The 15,276-nt window shown below is 63.4% G+C and carries 17 protein-coding genes and 1 pseudogene; 4 read left to right on the top strand and 14 right to left on the bottom strand.

The window, feature by feature from the left end; genetic code table 11:
- From OXS49_RS29155 to OXS49_RS29135, 5 genes are all read right to left on the bottom strand, one after another.
- The coding region (locus OXS49_RS29155; protein WP_267428156.1) for a response regulator at nucleotides 1-308 on the bottom strand (308 nt) is incomplete at its 3' end.
- 68 nt (nucleotides 309-376) lie between these two features.
- Nucleotides 377-2,857, bottom strand: a complete 2,481-nt coding sequence (locus OXS49_RS29150; protein WP_267428155.1) for a GAF domain-containing protein — start codon at nucleotides 2,855-2,857, stop codon at nucleotides 377-379.
- Between the two features lie 73 nt (nucleotides 2,858-2,930).
- Nucleotides 2,931-3,149 (bottom strand): hypothetical protein, encoded by a 219-nt coding sequence (locus OXS49_RS29145; RefSeq protein ID WP_267428154.1) that lies wholly within the window; start codon nucleotides 3,147-3,149, stop codon nucleotides 2,931-2,933.
- A 42-nt stretch (nucleotides 3,150-3,191) separates the two neighbouring features.
- Nucleotides 3,192-3,464, bottom strand: coding sequence for a PepSY domain-containing protein (locus OXS49_RS29140; RefSeq protein WP_267428153.1), 273 nt, complete (start codon nucleotides 3,462-3,464; stop codon nucleotides 3,192-3,194).
- A gap of 522 nt (nucleotides 3,465-3,986) precedes the next feature.
- Nucleotides 3,987-6,530: a TonB-dependent receptor gene (locus OXS49_RS29135; protein WP_267428152.1), complete on the bottom strand. Its 2,544-nt coding sequence runs from the start codon at nucleotides 6,528-6,530 to the stop codon at nucleotides 3,987-3,989.
- 299 nt (nucleotides 6,531-6,829) lie between these two features.
- On the opposite strand from OXS49_RS29135, the gene OXS49_RS29130 reads away from it, so the two are divergent.
- The 3 genes from OXS49_RS29130 (at nucleotide 6,830) to OXS49_RS29120 (ending at nucleotide 8,054) form a co-directional block, all read left to right on the top strand.
- The gene (locus OXS49_RS29130; RefSeq protein ID WP_267428151.1) at nucleotides 6,830-7,135 is read left to right on the top strand and encodes a hypothetical protein; all 306 of its coding nucleotides are present in this window, start codon (nucleotides 6,830-6,832) and stop codon (nucleotides 7,133-7,135) included.
- A 194-nt stretch (nucleotides 7,136-7,329) separates the two neighbouring features.
- On the top strand, nucleotides 7,330-7,563 hold the full coding sequence (locus OXS49_RS29125; RefSeq protein ID WP_267428150.1) for a hypothetical protein: 234 nt from the start codon (nucleotides 7,330-7,332) through the stop codon (nucleotides 7,561-7,563).
- Between the two features lie 83 nt (nucleotides 7,564-7,646).
- The gene (locus OXS49_RS29120; protein WP_267428149.1) at nucleotides 7,647-8,054 is read left to right on the top strand and encodes a hypothetical protein; all 408 of its coding nucleotides are present in this window, start codon (nucleotides 7,647-7,649) and stop codon (nucleotides 8,052-8,054) included.
- Nucleotides 8,055-8,305: 251 nt separating this feature from the next.
- On the opposite strand, the gene OXS49_RS29115 is transcribed toward OXS49_RS29120, so the two are convergent.
- The 8 genes and pseudogenes from OXS49_RS29115 to OXS49_RS29080 form a co-directional block, all read right to left on the bottom strand.
- Nucleotides 8,306-9,037 (bottom strand): Crp/Fnr family transcriptional regulator, encoded by a 732-nt coding sequence (locus tag OXS49_RS29115; protein ID WP_267428148.1) that lies wholly within the window; start codon nucleotides 9,035-9,037, stop codon nucleotides 8,306-8,308.
- 130 nt (nucleotides 9,038-9,167) lie between these two features.
- The gene (locus OXS49_RS29110) at nucleotides 9,168-9,494 is read right to left on the bottom strand and encodes an integration host factor subunit beta (RefSeq protein WP_267428147.1); all 327 of its coding nucleotides are present in this window, start codon (nucleotides 9,492-9,494) and stop codon (nucleotides 9,168-9,170) included.
- 290 nt (nucleotides 9,495-9,784) lie between these two features.
- A complete protein-coding gene (locus OXS49_RS29105) occupies nucleotides 9,785-10,045 on the bottom strand; it encodes a hypothetical protein (RefSeq protein WP_267428146.1) in 261 nt (86 codons plus the stop codon).
- A gap of 192 nt (nucleotides 10,046-10,237) precedes the next feature.
- The gene (locus tag OXS49_RS29100) at nucleotides 10,238-10,438 is read right to left on the bottom strand and encodes a hypothetical protein (RefSeq protein WP_267428145.1); all 201 of its coding nucleotides are present in this window, start codon (nucleotides 10,436-10,438) and stop codon (nucleotides 10,238-10,240) included.
- A 94-nt stretch (nucleotides 10,439-10,532) separates the two neighbouring features.
- Nucleotides 10,533-10,697 carry a Flp family type IVb pilin gene (locus OXS49_RS29095; RefSeq protein ID WP_267428144.1) on the bottom strand — a complete coding sequence of 55 codons (165 nt, stop codon included), beginning with the start codon at nucleotides 10,695-10,697 and terminating at the stop codon, nucleotides 10,533-10,535.
- A gap of 124 nt (nucleotides 10,698-10,821) precedes the next feature.
- Nucleotides 10,822-11,085 (bottom strand): hypothetical protein, encoded by a 264-nt coding sequence (locus OXS49_RS29090; RefSeq protein ID WP_267428143.1) that lies wholly within the window; start codon nucleotides 11,083-11,085, stop codon nucleotides 10,822-10,824.
- Between the two features lie 485 nt (nucleotides 11,086-11,570).
- Nucleotides 11,571-11,729: a hypothetical protein gene (locus OXS49_RS29085; protein ID WP_267428142.1), complete on the bottom strand. Its 159-nt coding sequence runs from the start codon at nucleotides 11,727-11,729 to the stop codon at nucleotides 11,571-11,573.
- 931 nt (nucleotides 11,730-12,660) lie between these two features.
- Nucleotides 12,661-12,989: pseudogene (locus tag OXS49_RS29080) on the bottom strand (HU family DNA-binding protein).
- A gap of 108 nt (nucleotides 12,990-13,097) precedes the next feature.
- Between OXS49_RS29080 and OXS49_RS29075 the strand changes: the two are divergent.
- Nucleotides 13,098-14,153 (top strand): zinc ribbon domain-containing protein, encoded by a 1,056-nt coding sequence (locus OXS49_RS29075; RefSeq protein ID WP_267428141.1) that lies wholly within the window; start codon nucleotides 13,098-13,100, stop codon nucleotides 14,151-14,153.
- Nucleotides 14,154-14,180: 27 nt separating this feature from the next.
- On the opposite strand, the gene OXS49_RS29070 is transcribed toward OXS49_RS29075, so the two are convergent.
- Nucleotides 14,181-14,627, bottom strand: coding sequence for a DUF2059 domain-containing protein (locus tag OXS49_RS29070; protein WP_267428140.1), 447 nt, complete (start codon nucleotides 14,625-14,627; stop codon nucleotides 14,181-14,183).
- Nucleotides 14,628-15,276 lie beyond the last annotated feature (649 nt).

Raw genomic sequence — 15,276 nt, 5'->3', positions numbered from 1 at the left:
TGGGCGACCTTCTGGATCGCGGCGACGATCCTGCGCCGATCGAACGGCTTGCCGAGCAGGATCCCACGATCGGGCATCTGCGATGCGTCCCAGGGCTGGGAGGACACCAACACCAGCTCGATTGGCGGCCAGCGGTCGCGGATGGTCAACGCGAGCTGCATGCCGACTGTCGAACCGCGCATGTCGAGGTCGGTGAACACCGTGCGGATGTCGGCGCGGGTTTCCAGGATCTGGATCGCCTCGACCACGCTGGTGGCCTCCACTGCTTCGCAGCCGGCATCCTCCACGAACTCGACCAATGCGAACATCAAGATGGGGTCGTCTTCAACGACCAGCACATAGGGCGGCAACGGGGCCTTGGATTGCGCCATCGAAATCAGTGGACCTGGACCTGGACTTCCGCGAGCGGGGCGCGGAACTCGGCCTGCAAACCCACAGGGTCGTAACGGAGGCTGGCAGCGCGCGTTCCCACCAGGCCCATGCGGATCAGTTTGGAACCGAACCCGCCCCGATTGCTCGGCGGCGTCACCGTCGGACCGCCACTCTCGGTCCAGTCGAGGACCAGGGTCGGGGCCTGACCCTCCTCGGTACGCCAGGCGATCCGCACCTTCCCGGTGCCAGCCGACAGGGCGCCGTACTTGAGGGCGTTGGTCGCCAATTCGTGGAGGAGCAGCGAGAGCGACAGTGCCGCCTGCGGGGAAATGTCGAGGTCTGGCCCATCGAGAGCGAAGCGGTCCAGATCGGCCTGCATCACCAGAACACTCTCCATCACCGCCCGCATCCGGGCAGCGGTCCAACTTTTCTGCATCAGCACGTCGTGAGCGCGCGACAGCGCGAGCACCCGGCGCTCGAACGACTCAACCAGCGCCCGCTCAGTAACCCCGCGCAGGGTCGAGCTGGCGATCGACTGCACGACAGCGAGAGTGTTCTTCAGGCGGTGGGCCAGTTCCGTGTTGAGCACCCCCTGTAGCTCCTCGGCGCGCACCCGCGCCACGCCGACCTCGACCCGGTCGGCCACGTTGCGCAAGAACGCCAACTCCTCGGCGGTCCAGATGCGAGGATTGACGTCGTGGGCGATGAACACCGCCACCGTGCGCCCCTTGTCGCGCACCGGCATGTTGACCAACGCACCGATGCCGATCGCCTGCATCGCGGTGGGGTCGGCCGCGGTGCGCGGGTCGGCGGTCACGTCGTTGATCACCAACGGCTCGCCGCGCCGCAGGTGACCGCGAATGTCGCCGTAGTCGTCGAAGACGTGTTGGCCGGCGATGCTCGCCTGCCCTGGCGCGGTCCAGTCCATCTCGATGTTGATCGCCTCCACGTCGCCCTCGATCCGTCCGAAGCCGGCCCGGGTCGCCCGCAGGGTGCGGCCGACGATCTCGGCCGCCGCCAGGGTCATCTCCCCGGTGGTGGTCAAGTCGCGCAGGCGGTCACCCAAGACCAGCAGCGCCATGCGGCGGGCCTCAGCGTCCACGCGCAAGGTCACGTCGAGGAAGATCACCCCGAAACGATCATCGTCGAGCTTGAACGCCCGCCCCTCGTACCAGCGCCCGTTCGGGTTGAACTGCTGCGTGAACGCCCACGGCTGACCAGTCTCGACCACCGCAGCGAAAGTGTTGATCCACTCCTCGGCCGCGTCGCTGAATAGGTGACGTGCTGTCTGACCGAGCGCTTGGTCCGCCGATAGCCCGATCTGGTTACTCCAGGCCGGGTTGATCTCGACCATGCGGAAATCCGTCATCCGGCCGGTCTCATCGCGGATCACCTCGGCGATCTGAAAGCCTTCGCTCAGCCTATCAAACAGGCCGCGCCAGTAGATGTCCTTCGCGCGGCTCTCCGCGCGGGCATCGGCTTCGGACAGCCCGGCGGTGGCCGCCCCGGCGAACAGGCCGATCTGCTCAAGGTCGCGCTCGCTGAACGCGAACGGCACCGCCGCCTGCAGCTTGACCACGCCCAGCACAGTGTCGCCGCGCAGGATCGGCGCGAAGATCGCCGAACGCTGGTCCAACCGCTGAGCCAAGTCGCGTTTGACGAACGGATCGGTGCCGGCGTCCGTCATCAGGTAGGGGGCGCGAGTCTGGACGCAGTGGCCAGACCCGCTGCCGTTGAGTGGCACACGGATGCCCTGGTGGCTCACGAGCGAGCCGCGTACCGCGCGGTATTCCAACTCGTCGCCGACCAGCAGTTCGACCACACCGCCATCGGCCGCCGGCACCGCCCTCATGGCACCGTCGACCACGGCACGCAGGACGGTCGCGAGGTCGTCCCCGGCAGCCACGATCGCCGCCTGGGTGTCGCGGAACGCTTCCCGGGCGCGGAACGCCTGAGCCTCGTCCACGCGCAGGATGTCGCGGGCGGTCACCGCGCGGCGCAGCTCCATCTGGCTCATCACCTGCTCAGCCAGAAGGCGCAGGCCGTTCTGTTGGGCCTCAGTCAGGCCAGCCGGGCGCGGCGCCCGGTCGATCACGCACAGGCTGCCGAGCACCATCCCGTTGGACGTGCGCAGCTGCGCGCCAGCGTAGAACCGGATGAACGGCTCGCCGGTAACCAGCGGGTTCTGCGCCGTGCGCGGGTCAGTGGTTAAGTCGGGGATGATCAGCAGCACGTCGGGCTGCGCCAGGGCATGGGCGCATACCGAGCTGTTGAGGTCGGTCTCACACGGCGGGAAACCGACCCGTGCCTTGAACCACTGGCGATCCCCGGCCACCAAGCTGACCAGCGCCACCGGCACGTTGCAGAGCTGGCAGGCGAGCTGCACGATACCGTTGAAGCCGGGCTCGGCCGGGGTATCGAGGATCCCATACGCTGCCAGCGCGTCGAGGCGGGCAGGATCGTGGACGGCTTCGGGGACGGACAAGGCGCTAACCGGGCGGCGCGACGTGGTGCCGATGGCATACACCATTTCCGTCAGGCAGCTACGCCTTGCGGCACTACACGAGCCGCATCTCGTCGGGCTTGAGGCCGAGGCGGCGGGTGATGTCGTGTCCGAGCGAGCCCACCATCTCGACCTGCATGTCCTCGGTCGCCAAGTCGCCTACTAGCGTGAGAGCCGCCGCCGCGGATTGGGCAAGCACGGCGTAGACGCGGACGGTCTCGCGCCTCTGATGTACGGCAATCAGGTAGGCCGTGCGCTTCGCCCGCTTCGTCACCGACCTGCCTCGATCCGGGGCCGATCGGTGACGACCGTTGGGTCAATCCTTATCGGGCTTCTCCTTGGTGATGGCGCCGGTCTTGGGATCGACGTGAAACTCCATCTTCACGCCGTTCTTCACGCCTTTGCCTTCCCAGTGACCGTCGTCGGCCTCCAGTTCGGTGATGCTGGAATAGCCCACATCCATGAGCTTCTGCTTGACTTGATCGGCCGGGATCCAGTCGGGGCCCGGCTTGTCGTCCTTCGCCAGTACCGGGCCCGCGAAGGCGAACGCCGCCGCAAGGATCAGGGGGAAAAGCGCCTTGGATTTCATTAGCCGCTTCTGTTTCTGAGTGTGTCCAATAACAGGCGAGATGAGGAGCGGTTGCCGAGAGATTGCCGTGGATGGTGGTCGGGTGAGGCGGCGGAATGACCCCTGATCAAGACGCTGATCATGTGACCTTGGAGAAGCGTGGCGGCTGACGGCACGGTCCAGGGATGAATGAAAAGCTATCCCAATTGAGCAAGGCCTAAAGTCGGAATTTCCACCTGAGCGCGAATATTCAGCTCGTACCGAGCCTTCTTCTGGACTGCTTCTGAGACCGCAGCGCACCGGATCTTACGCAGCAGGCTCTCGCTCGTGTGTCCGGAAAACGTACAATCCGAGTGCCAGCGGTCCTGGATCAGCTTGGTCATCGAGTTTGTGAGCATCCCGACGCTTCCTCAGCGGGTTAATGCTGCTTTAGGAGCCAAAGGCGCGCTCGTCTCCCAGAGCTGAGCCAGAGCCAGCCGGCCATAAACAAAAAAGGAGCCGCACGAGGCGGCTCCTTCAGTCTCCGTCGTACCGGGTTGGGGGTCAGTACTTCCGGATAATCGGCTCCGGTGCCATCGGCACCGGATCGGCACCGAAGCGGTAGGTTAGGCCAGCGTAGACTGAGAGCGGTTGGGCCAGGGTCGTCGTCCGCGGGTCGTTGATCGACAGGTTTCCGGCCACCGCGCCGGTCTCGGCAAAGGTGCCGAACGTGGCGTAGCGGTTGTTAGTTAGGTTGGTGATCAGTCCGAAGATCTCCAGGTTCTTGGTGACCTGATACTTCGTCGTGAAATTCATCACGTAGTAGGCCGGCAGCTTGCGGTTGAGGTTCGAGTCGTCGCCGCGGAAGTAGGACGACGAAAAGGCCGAGACGTTGAGCCCGAAACGCCAATTCGGAGTGATATTGTACTCGAACCCAGCCTTGATCTGATGATCAGGGATTAGCGGGATCTTGTTGCCCTTCTTGACGAAGATCGCGCCGTCATCGGACAGAGGGTTGTTCGGCGACGACAGTGTCTGGTTGAACTGGTAAGTGGCGTCGATCAGCGCGTAGTTGGCGTAGACGAGCAGGTCCGGATTGACGACGTACTCAGCGCTGACCTCGATGCCCTGACGCTGTGTCGCTGGCACGTTGGTGTAGTAGGCGCGCGCCGCATTCCCCGCGACGGCGATCTGGATGATGTCGTTCTTCAGGTCGGTTCGGAAGACGCCGGCCTTATAGGTCAGGTTTCCGCCCGAGAGGAAGTTCGGGATGACGCCGCGGAAGCCGACCTCGTAGGTCTGGCCGGTGACCTGCTTGAGCGGCGGGTCGGCTACCAGAGAGTTCGGCAGCAGGCACGGCCGGTCCGGGTTGGCGCAGGCCAACTCAAGCGGGGTCGGCGCGCGGTTCGACTCCGAGTAGCTGCCGTACAGGTTGAGCGCCGGGTCGAACCGGTAGGTTAGGCCCGCCAGCGGGTTGACCTTGGTGAACTCGTGCGTGCCCGTCACGTCCGGCGAGAAGCCGGTCTGATCGACTGAGCGAATATGCGCGTAGTTCAAGCGGAAGCCGGCGGTGAGCGACAGGCGGTCAGTCACGTCAAGCGTGTCGGTGGCATAGAGGCCGAGATACAGGTTGGAGCCGTTGACCGAACTCGGCGCAATGCCGAGCGCGCCAAGGGTGCGGATCATCTCCGTGCCGAGGCCGGGGATGGTGCCGTAGTAGGGGTTGTTCGGATCGACGGTGATCCCAAGGTTCGGGTTGATTACTCCGAGTTGGCTCTGCGACTTGAACGAAAAATCGGCCGCATCGACGCTGCCGCCGATCACGAAGGTGTTGGGGAGGCCGAAGATGCGGTCACGGTTGGCCGCCTGCAGCGAGCCACCATAGCCGGTCGCTTCGGTCAGGGTCGTATCGATCGTGCCGTAGGGAATGCCGGAGCGGAATGGGATGCGCTGGTTCTGCTGGCCTAGCAGCAGGAACTGGTTGCGGAACGCGTTTTGCGACTGGCCGGCGGACGGGCTGAAGCCGTCATCCTCGTAGCACAGGGAGCCACGGAAGCTGGAGCGCGAGCTGCAATTCTCGAAGTTGCCGTCGTTGCCATCGACGTAGCGCTCGCTGAAGCGACGGAAATACGCGTTGCCGGCGAGGTCCCAAGTCGGCGAGATGTCGACCCGGCCGGTCAGTTGGATCGTGCCAACCTGCGTTGTCTGCGTCTGCGGGAAGGTGAAGATTGCCCGGGGGTCGCGGTGCGTGAAGTCCACCGGCGTCGCGGCCGCCGCGCCGTAGAAGCTGCGGGCAGCGAGCCCGATCAGGTGAAATTCCGAGTCCTGCGAGCGGTAGCCCAGATCCGCGTAGAGCCGCCCGATCGTGCTCGGGTTCTCGTATCGCCAGCCGCGGTCGTTCAGCCCGTCGCCGGTGAAGTAGAAGCTCCAGTTATCCGAGATTTTGCCGTACTGGAGGTTGCCAGCCACACGCCCGTCGGATCCCCCGAAAGCGGTGATCTCGGTGCCCTGCCAGGTGAAACCGTTCTTCATCTGGATGTTGATTGCGCCGCCGATGGCGTTGAGGCCGAACGCTGGGTTACCGGTGACCACGTCGATGCGCTGGACTGCCTGAGGTGGGATCAGGTCGAAATTGACGACGTCGCCGAAAGCCTCGTTGATGCGGATGCCGTTCTGGTAGACGGCGAGCCCCTGCGGCACCCCCTGCACGGACGAGGCGGTGAAGCCGCGATAGGTGACATCTACCCGGTTCGAGTTGCCCTGTGAGTCCGACAGGTTGATGCCGGGGGTCTCTCGGGCAAATGTCGCGATGATGTTGTCAGTACCGCGGTCGACATCAATCTGCCGCGGGGTGATCGTCTCGACGGTGCTCGGGATTTTGTTGAGCGGCTGTTCGGAACCACGCAGGCGGACCGGCCCGGCGGGTGCAGTTGGTACTGTCTGACCGAGGGTGTTCAGGTTTTGCGCGGGACTTGAATTGCCGCCGCCGGCGCCGACCGGTGACGTCGAGACGACGCTGATCTCGCCGAGTGTTACTGCCTGCTGTGCATGAGCGATACCGGGCAGCAACGCCACGGACGCGATCAGGCTGCCACGAAGGGCCCGCATGTCTTCCCCCAACCCAAGTTCCAAGGCGCGCCGCTTCTCGTCGGCTGCATCTCATCACTCATGCGTGACCCAGGCTTAACCACAAGAGGCAACGGCCCGTTATTCTTCCTTCACAGCGCGAGCATGACTTGATTGGCGGACGCCGTGGCGCCAAGGTCACAAAAGCATCTTCTTATCAAGCACTTACGGGATAATATGGCAGACACCTGCGGGAGGATTTGGCAACGATGGACGCCACAATGCGGATATGGTTTCTGTCTTAGCTCAGCCGCTTCTCTGGGGTGGATGCACGATCTGCGATGACAGCTCAGGCTCGCTTCCTTCACACCGCCGCGCGTACTGGGTTACCAAAGATCATGGTTGGGAAAGGCATGGTCCTCGCTGCAGGGACCAAGCCGACCAAGGTCTCCTATGAGCTGCTACTGGGGGGCTCGCCCGAGCGCGTTATCGCTCACGGCACGCTGCACGCGCGGTCCTCGGCACTGGAGCGAATGTGGCTCAAGCCAGATGTGACGCTGCGGCTGGAAAACGGTCATCGCGTCGGCATTTCCATCACCGAGTTGAAGAGCCTCAAAGCTTTATTCGAGGCCTTCGACTGGGTCTGAATGGGCCGCCGGAAGCGGTGGTTAAGTTGTCACGGTTGGACCGCCGGCGGGCATAGAGCCGATCGCGCCAGTCTGGCTGAGTAGTAACCCTTGCCAGGGCTGGAGCGGCTTGTCGTAGCCTCCGATCTGCTCACGGGGCAGGGGAGCGCCGGGCGTTCTGGCGACGCAACCGTCGGTAGGTACACTGGTGGACGATGCACAAGCTCGCGCCCAACAGTCTCTCTCGCCTGCGATCCCTCTCGACGCTGGGGCCGCGCTTCTACCAAGTCTCCGTCTACATGCGACGGCTGGAGACCCTTGGGCTGGTCGTGTCCACCGGCCGATCGGATCCGGCAGCCGACAGCGTAGAGTACGAGATCACCGACCTGGGCCGTGCCGAGCTTGAAGTGCGGTACGGGCCTTCCTCGTCGACGCCAATCGAAGGCTGATTTCAGCAGCGTTCGCAGAGCCGGTACGCGACGCGGCTCGGGGGCGCGATGAGTGATGTCCTCCAGCGGGCAGAGTCCACTAGTTGTCGGCTTTTCATAGCGCCCACTATAAAGTGATTAACGGATTAACTAATATTTTTATTATAATTGTCGAATGCACGGACGGGATCGTTACGCGGCTCGTTGACGCGATAGACAAGCAAGAATTATTCGGGGGGTTCAGGATGTCAGCAGAATTGAGCTCACTGACTGCCCGTCAGATTTGCGATCAGGTAAAGGTTGCTGTGCAGGCGTTCACAGCTGCTCTCAGCGCCTTGAAAACTGATGGCCTCCGCGAAGCGTTGACCAGTGAGCTGCAGGGTATGGAAGCTTCGGAAATCAAAGAGGGGCGTACAGAGACGGCTGCTCGAACATCGTCGTGGAAGCGAGTGAAGATGCTCCACGGCCTGGGATATCCAGTTGATTTCGATTGGCTGCTTCGTAGTTTGTGACGCGCGCTCATCCTCCGCCAGCCCGCGCTTACCCCAGACTTGTCCTTGCCCTTCAGGGTGGGTTGTCCGCCACATGTCGTTTGAGGAAGGTCTCGCTGAGAACGGCAAGCATGACCATGCGGCCAGAAGCGGCCTTGCCCAACATGGGTTGAGATAGCCCCACCCCCCGATCTGATCACGGGCTGGCGGGGGAGGCCGTCTATCATCAGCGTCGTCGTAGCCGAGTGCGTGAAGCGGATATCGCCGGGAGGCTAATTTTTGAGGTGCAGATATTGTGGGTTGAACTCGGCGGCCGCGGCGAGAGCAGCCCAGTCCTGGATCTCCAATCTGCGCGATCGCAGGTCAAACAGACCTTCCGTCCGCATGTCCCTCAGTACCCGGTTCATGTGGACGGACGTCAGCCCTAACGCATCGGCGAGATCATTCTGCCGAAGCGGCATCGGCATGATGTGATCACCCGCGAGGCTGACCGCTTCGAGGCGCAGGTATAGCTCGCAGAAGAGGTGGGCCACCTTCTGACGGGCATCGCGTCGTCCCAAGCTGGTGATCCAGGCCCGGTGGGTTGCTGCGGTCACGACAATTTCTCGCCAAAAAGCTTGGACGATAGCAGGGGACTGGTCGGACAGCTTCCGCAGTTCGGTATGTGGCACGAAGGCGACGCTGGCCCGGGTCACCGCAGCCATGCCGAAATCTGACGACGGTAGGTGCAGGCTCTGCAGGTCTGGCAAATCGCCGGGCACATGGAACGATAGGATCTGACGCCGGCCATCCGCGAGGAGCTGATAGCAGCACGTCCAGCCGTCGAGGATCACGCAGCAGCGATCGGATGGGCTGCCTTCATAGACGATATCCCGGGAGGCTTCGATCGTCCGGATGATGAGAGGTAAGCCAAGGATCGCGCGTTCAGCTGCGACTGGCAGGAGTGCAGCACCTCCTAACCTGCGGGCCAGCGGGCCAAAGGGGGACTTAGATAGTGCCATCATATCCCGCTTCATCGAGCAGACGATGCGCCTATGAAGCGGTCGCGAACTGCCGAGCCTCTCAGTCCTGCCACCAACCTAAAATATTGTATTCAGTTGCATGCTGAAGCTTCGAGCCGAGCAACCCTTGCAATTAGGACGCGCGCAGCAGCCGTTCCGCCTCATCCTCCAGCTCAATCTTCACGAGGTTGAAGCGTGCCCGCATGGCCTTACCCAGCTTGAAGTGTACGCTCCGCTTGGCCGCTACGACGACCCTCTGGCCTGAGCGTGGATTGCGGCCGGTCCGCGCTTCGCGGTCCCGTATCGCGAATGTACCGAAGTCGCGCAGCTCCACGCGGTCGCCATCCGCCAGTGCGTTAGTCATCCGGTCGAGGATGGCTTTGACCACCGCCTCAATCTCTCGTGCGTACAGGTGCGGGTTCTGCGCCGCGATGCGGGCGACGAGCTTAGATCGGATCATGCGGCACCGATGCCGCGGGGCTCATCGAACCGCAACCGTACCGCGGCGCGCTAGCGTTTCGTTAACCATCCCACGCGAGGAATGCCTTCGACGTCCGGAAGCCATTCGGGGCGCCTCCCTTACCTCGCCCGCCCGGTTCACCGGCGCGGGCTTTTTCGTCTTCGACACGCTGAAACTTGGCTCTTGCTGTAGCGGCCGGCACCAGATGCGTTCAGCTGAACCTGAGGCCTAGACCTACCTCAGCCCGCCCGGTTCGCCGCGGCGGCTTCTTCATTGCTGCGGGCCCGCAATCAGTTCAGCGTCTTGGGCCGACTGCCGACGAACGACGCTATACCGACAGTGTCGACCATCGTGTCGAACGCAGTGCGAGCCTCCGCGTCGGTCGCGAAAGTGGTGTCCCATCGGGTGCAGCCGGAGGTGTGAACAACCTCCATGCGCCAGCACTCCGGCGTGCCTGGGAAGCGATAGATCTCGACCTCGACTGTTTCGCCATCCCGCGTGACGGGCCCGGACAGCGGAGAGTGCTCGAACTCGCAGTCCTCCTCGCTCATTCTCGGCCTTCCTTGATGCTTGCCTTTCGGAGCGCGCTTACCAGAAATGATCCCGACCTGGGACGGCTCCAGCGCTGGCTTGCCGACGGCTCAATAACCAGCGGCGTGCATCCTGGCCCTGAGCCGCGTTGCGTATTGGCTCTGCCGCAGATCTGGCCCCGCCCCGTGAGCAGATCGGGGCGGGGCCGAGCGCTAAGGCTCAAGGGTCTTACGCGGCGGCTCGGTGGCCCCGTAGCGCTCTTCCAGCTCGGCGCGCCCTGAATTGGTGATGTCGTGCTCGACGCTATCGGCGGATGGATCGGTTCGGCCGATGCCGACGACCAAACCCAGCGTTTCAAGGCGCTGCATGTAGACGCTGACTTGGTAGAAGCGCGGGCCGGTTTGAGCGAGCATCTGACGCTGTTAGAGGCTGGTAGAGGGAAGCTTGTGCATCGCTTGTCGATGTACCGTTGGGCAATCTGCTCGTTAAGCCTGGCGGCTGCATCGATTAGTTAAGGTTGCCAGCGATGGCAGTGAACTTCGCGGCGAGTCTCGACCCCACTAGTCTGAGAGAGGCGATAATCACAACGGCGATCAGAGCAGCAATCATGCCGTACTCGATCGCGGTAGCACCGGTCTCATCACGGATGAAGCGTTGCAGCAGCTGAGGCATCGCACGGATCCTGCGCCAATTCAGGCTCACAGGTCTGTGATATCGTCTGCCTGTTTACGGTCTGTGAAGGGATATGTACCGGGCGCTGTATGAGCTTCTGCTCCCGCTCTCCAACCCAAAGAGATCATGGTGGGGCCGGACGCGCCGCCATGATGGCCGCCGCCAGCACCGTTCGAAATGTGGTCTCACGCTGTCCGGACTGCTCCACCATCGCGAAGGCCGGCGATGCGTTCACCAGCGCGGCGACGTCGATGCTGTGACCGCTGGCGAACCGGTAGGGTCCGGCGGCCGGGTCCCGCAGATAGAGATCAATCGCCGCGACAACCTCCCGGCTTGCGATGACGCCTGTCCTGCGCAGGTCGGCGACGGTCGGAACTCCGGTGGTCATGGTTGCGCTGATCGCCCCCCCTCCTGGCGTTGACTTAGCCGTGCCGCCCGGCCGACATGGGCGGTCACGGCTACAATGCCACCTGCAGCCTGCGGACCCTGATCACGGTGGGGCGGGGACCGATCCCGCGGACAGCCAGTGGCGTGCCGGCGATCCCACTGATGCCGGTGCTGTGCCGGTAAGGGGTTGGTGAATAACCACCCCCTTCAGGCCTCGGGTGGGGTGCAGCCTTTGCACCACACGGCAGTCGACGGTCGGCCAACTACGAAACGGTTTCGCTTTTCAAATCGGACACCGTGTCCGTTTTTGCGAGTCGGTTTTTAGCAGCCACGCCCGCCCTGGCGGCTTGGGGGGCGGAGCCCGGGCGGGCGCGGAGGTCGGCGATCCATCCCACTGCCGACCCAGACGAACAAGCAAAGGGCGTGCGACGCTCCTCACCAACCCGATCCCCAAAACCGGGGAGCGCAAAACCTCGGCTGATCGGATCAGGAGACGAGCGCCAGGTCGGCGGCTGCCAAGCCCAGGCCTGCCAAAAATAGGCTGCCACCGAACGTCTCTAGGATGGCGCGGTAGCGAACGGACCACCTGGCTCCGACGGCCATGCTGACACCAGCGACGACACAGAACACGCCGAGCGACATCATGATGGTCTCCGTACCGATCAACGACACAGGGGCTACGACCGCCAAGCTGGACTGTTCCGGTGAGGAATGGTTGTCGACAAGTTAATCACTTCGCCCTTCACGAGTGCCGCTCGCGCATCCGGTGCGGGAACGATCAGGACCGCGAGGCCGAGGCGCCCCGGACGGTGCTGCCGATGGTCTCGGTTGAACCAGCGTCCGAGCCGATCGCATTACCGTAAGTTGGCAGAGGCAACGTGTTCACGGCGTGCAGGACGGCGCTGCTTGACCTCATAAGCAGGTAGAGGCTCGATATTGGGCTCAGGTCGTGAGGCATAGGTCGCCGGCTCTCGTGCATCATCTTCAGCGGCCGATATCCCGATTAGGACGCGCGAAGGATTGGTGTGCATGATCCGAACGTTCTTTGGCGCCCATCCGCAGCCCAAGCAAACAGCGTAGACCCACCTATCCCAAAGACCTGAGTTATGCCTGTCGACCGCTTTCTGTCGTTCCTGCGCCTCAGCTATGAATTGCTTGGTCTCTGCAGCTTTTTCGTCGCTGGTAATATCAGGTTTGCTCCCGGACACGTCTCTCCTCGGTTGCGCATGCTGAGCCGTCGCCGGCGCTGAAAATCCTATAAACGCGATCATAATCAGTATCAAAGCACGCATTAGATGCTCCAGAAAGACCGTGGGCACCCCCTTGTTGCGGCTATGACGTGGGTGAACGTCGGAAAGTTTCAGAGTGCTCGGAAGATTGTCAGAATTAACTTAGATTGTTTTGGGGCTTGTCGCACGAAAATGGCTCAGGCGGGCTCGCCTCAGTCGGAGACAAGCTGCTGTGCCTTATCTGGCGCTGGATCGCGACCCACGAGGCGATCGGCGCCCTAATGCGGATTGAGAAGCCGCCGCATTTCGAGCAGGTGCGAGCGAAGCTGAAGATCTCCGCTTGAAAGTCAGGCGACCCGCAGGAGGCGCTTGGCTCCCCGCTCAGGATCGGCCTCGACACGATTGAGTCGGGCTTGAATTGCGCGTCCCGGCTTGATGGGAACGAGCGCCTTGGCGTTGACGGTGACTATCCCGCCGGATCGCGGGTTGCGGGCGATGCGTGCTTCATGCCGTCGGACCTCGAACGCCCCCCAAAGCCCCGCAGCTCAACCCGATCGCCAGCGGCCAGTGCTTCGGTGATGCGGTCGAGAATGACGTCGACCATCGCATTTACGTCCTTCGCGAAGAGGTGCGGGTTCTGCACGGTGATGCGGTCGACAAGCTCGGAGCGGGTCATGGCCCTGGATGTCGGATAGGAGTGGCCTCCGCAATCGGGTCTAGACTGCCTTGAGGCGCATCGGGCATCCCCTCGGTATCCGCTGGTAGCTCGGGTGAGGATCGTCGGTTGAGATCAGGTACCAGGAGTTCCGAGCGCTCGTTCACCTTCCTCCTCTGGCTGGTCGCCTTCGCATTCGCTGGCTTCCTGATCGGACTGGGGTCGCTCGTCGTCGGCGACCTGCCGCAGGTCGAGCATCGCTACACACTCGACCAATTCCGCGAAGGCGGGCAATCGGATGCAGCCGCCGCGGCGCTAAAGCAGATCCGCCGCGCGAGGAGCGATAACCAGCAGCAGACGGAGCGGACACAGCTCGCCCTCGACGTGGCGCGTTCCGCTTCTGAGGCAGCTCGCGAGACTTTCGCCAACTGGCTGAAGACCCGCGACGTCACGCAGCGCGTCGACCAGGATCCCGGGCTCGTCGCCCGCACGCAGCAGCTCGACGGGCTCAAGGCAGCCGAACGCACCGTCGAGGAACAGCTGGAAGGCTTGGCCAAGACAGATCTCGACCTCTCACAAAAGGAGACCGAGCTGGAGGTCACCGATAGCGAGCAGCGCGACGCGGCTCAGCGGAAGCTCGACGCAGCCGAGAGCGGGCACGAACTGCGCGTCTTCGGCTATCGCCTGGCGTTGACCCTGCCGCTGCTGGGGCTCGCCGGGTGGCTGCTTCTGAAGCGGCGGCACACGCGCAACTGGCCGTTCGTGTGGGGCTTCGCACTGGCGGCAGCCTTTGCATTTTTCGTCGAGTTGGTGCCGTACCTGCCGAGCTACGGTGGCTACGTCCAGTATGGCGTCGGGGTCGTGATTACGCTCGTAGCCGGACGAGCAGCGATCAACGCCCTGCAAGCCTACCAGGAGCGGCAACGAGCCGCCGAGGCACGTCCCGACGAGGAGCGGCGGACCGAGATCGCGACCGACCAGGCCCTGCTGCGCCTCGCCAAGAAGGTCTGCCCCGGCTGCGAGCGACCGATCGACCTAACGAACGCCGACGCAAATTTCTGCCCGCACTGCGGAATCGGCGTGTTCGAGCGATGCCCAGCCTGCGATCACCGCAAGAGCACCTTCGAGCGGTTCTGCTACGCCTGCGGCAGCCGCACCGACGAAACGGCGATGACAAGCGCCTGAGTGGAAGAGAGCAGCGACGTCAGAGGCTCAATGCGGCTTCGTTTGGCCGCCCGGTGCCCAACCATGGGCCTGAACCGCCTTAACGATCTTGCCCTGCATCTCGGGCGCTACCGCCTGCATCCACTGCTGCATGCCCGTCAGCTGGATCTGAGCGAGCTGCGGCTGGGCAGCCGCAAGGCGCTTGCCGGCTGGCGTCGCGTAGAACGCGGCGATCGCCTGCAGGTCGTCCTTGCCGAGTACCGTGGCGAAGCCACGAGCCTGGATGTCGAGCAGTTCATCGTAGTGTGCGGTCAGGGTTGGTAGCACAACCTCCTGGACCAGCACCTGGGCCTTGTCGGGCTCCTTGATGCCGATCTGCTGCATCATGCCGACCATCGGGGCTGCCATCGAGCTGAGCGTTGCGGCCCGATCCCCCTGCATCTGCGCGACCGTCTCCCGGGCGACCTTCAACAGAGCCGGATCCGGGGCGGTCACAGGAGCAGGTTTCTGAACCGTTTGAGCCAGCGCCATACCAGGCAACGCAGCTCCAAGACATAGACCGATGAGCAGGGTCGAGAGGCGCATGCACAGTCCGATCGCGATCGAGACGCGATCCGGCACTCTCGCCGCCCGCTATCGCGGCACCATACGTCGAGGTTGATCGATGTCGACCACTGAGATGCGAACGTTGACTTAACCGTGCCGCCCAGCCGACATGGGCAGTCCGGCCGGACCCGTCTTGGCGAGTCGAGAGCCGGAAATTCAGGAGACCGTCGCCGCGAGATAGACCCTGAAAAGCCAACAGCCCCTTCCCGGCAAGGAAGAGGCTGCTGAAAATTCCGAGGGCCTGTGAGGGCCGAGTCGCTTCCCCTCACAAGCCATAGCTCCCCCCCGGGAGTCAAGACGGAACCTGTTTCCGTCAACGGGAAGGCTTTGCCTGGACCCTAGCCGCGGCCCGTAAGGGACCGGGTTCGATGTTTCACGCCACTATGCGGTCGGCGATCGACGGCGCGCGGACTCTCGCGCAGCTCGACGACCTGTCGCGCACCATCTGGCAGGCCCACGCAGCCGAGACCGTCACCGACACCGAGGCGCAGGGCCTCGCCGAGACGCTGCACACCCGCAGGGCTGCGATCCGCGAGGC

The sequence above is a fragment of the Methylobacterium sp. GC_Met_2 genome (genome assembly GCF_026540795.1).
Classification (GTDB): domain Bacteria; phylum Pseudomonadota; class Alphaproteobacteria; order Rhizobiales; family Beijerinckiaceae; genus Methylobacterium.
Note: the sequence above shows the minus strand (reverse complement) of the source record. Positions and strands in the feature narration are given on the sequence as shown.